The organism is Microbispora sp. H10670 (assembly GCF_014161385.1).
Classification (GTDB): Bacteria; Actinomycetota; Actinomycetes; order Streptosporangiales; family Streptosporangiaceae; genus Microbispora; species Microbispora triticiradicis.
The window spans coordinates 1-825 of record NZ_JABBWW010000096.1; the positions used below are offsets into that span (position 1 = coordinate 1).

The 825-nt window shown below is 70.8% G+C and carries 1 protein-coding gene; it reads left to right on the forward strand.

Annotation, left to right across the window (positions count from 1 at the left end):
• Window positions 1-626, forward strand: a 626-nt coding sequence (locus HHX33_RS34705) for a cellulose binding domain-containing protein (RefSeq protein ID WP_182878259.1), incomplete at its 5' end; no start/stop codon positions are given.
• Between the last annotated feature and the right edge of the window lie 199 nt (window positions 627-825).

Genomic DNA, 825 nt, shown 5'->3' on the forward strand with positions numbered 1-825 from the left:
CCCGCACCTTCAACGCCGCCGTCCCCGGCATCGTGCAGTCGAAGGTCAACAGCGGCAAGCACGTCCACCTGGTCGACATGCACAGCAAGCTCACCACCGGCGACCTCATCGACGGCATCCACCCCACTGCGAACGGCTACGACAAGATGGCCGCCGCCTGGTACGCCGCCCTCCAGTCGGTCCCGGGCAGCCTCGGCCAGGGGTCCAGCCCGAGCCCCAGCGCGACCCCCAGCACCAGCCCGTCGGCGAGCCCCAGCGCGAGTCCCAGCGCGAGTCCCAGTGCCAGCCCGTCGGCGAGCCCTTCGACGGGCCCGACGCCGGGCAACAGGTCGTGCTTGGCCAAGTACACGCTGACCGGGCAGTGGCAGGGCGGCTTCCAGGCCGACGTGACCGTCACCGCGGGCGGATCGCCCATCTCCTCCTGGACCGTCGCCTGGCGGTTCAGCGACGGCCAGACGGTCACCCAGTCGTGGAACGCCACGATCACCTCAAGTGGATCAGAGGTCACCGCCCGGAACGTGAGCTACAACGGCACGCTCGGCGCCGGCGCGAGCACGCAGTTCGGCTTCCTCGGCAGCTCGAACGGCGCCAACAGCGTGCCGTCAGTGACCTGCACCGCGATCTGACGAACTTGGCAGCCGGGCGGCTCCCGGGCCGGTAAGGCCCGGGAGCCGCCTCCGCGCACGAAAGGACCTCCTGTGAAACGAAGGCTCAGATCCCTGCTGGCCGCCGTCTCGTTGCCCCTGGTACTCGTCGGCATGCTGCTGGCCGCCCACCCCGCCGCGGCCGCCACGCTGACCCGCATCACCGGGTTCGGCACCAACC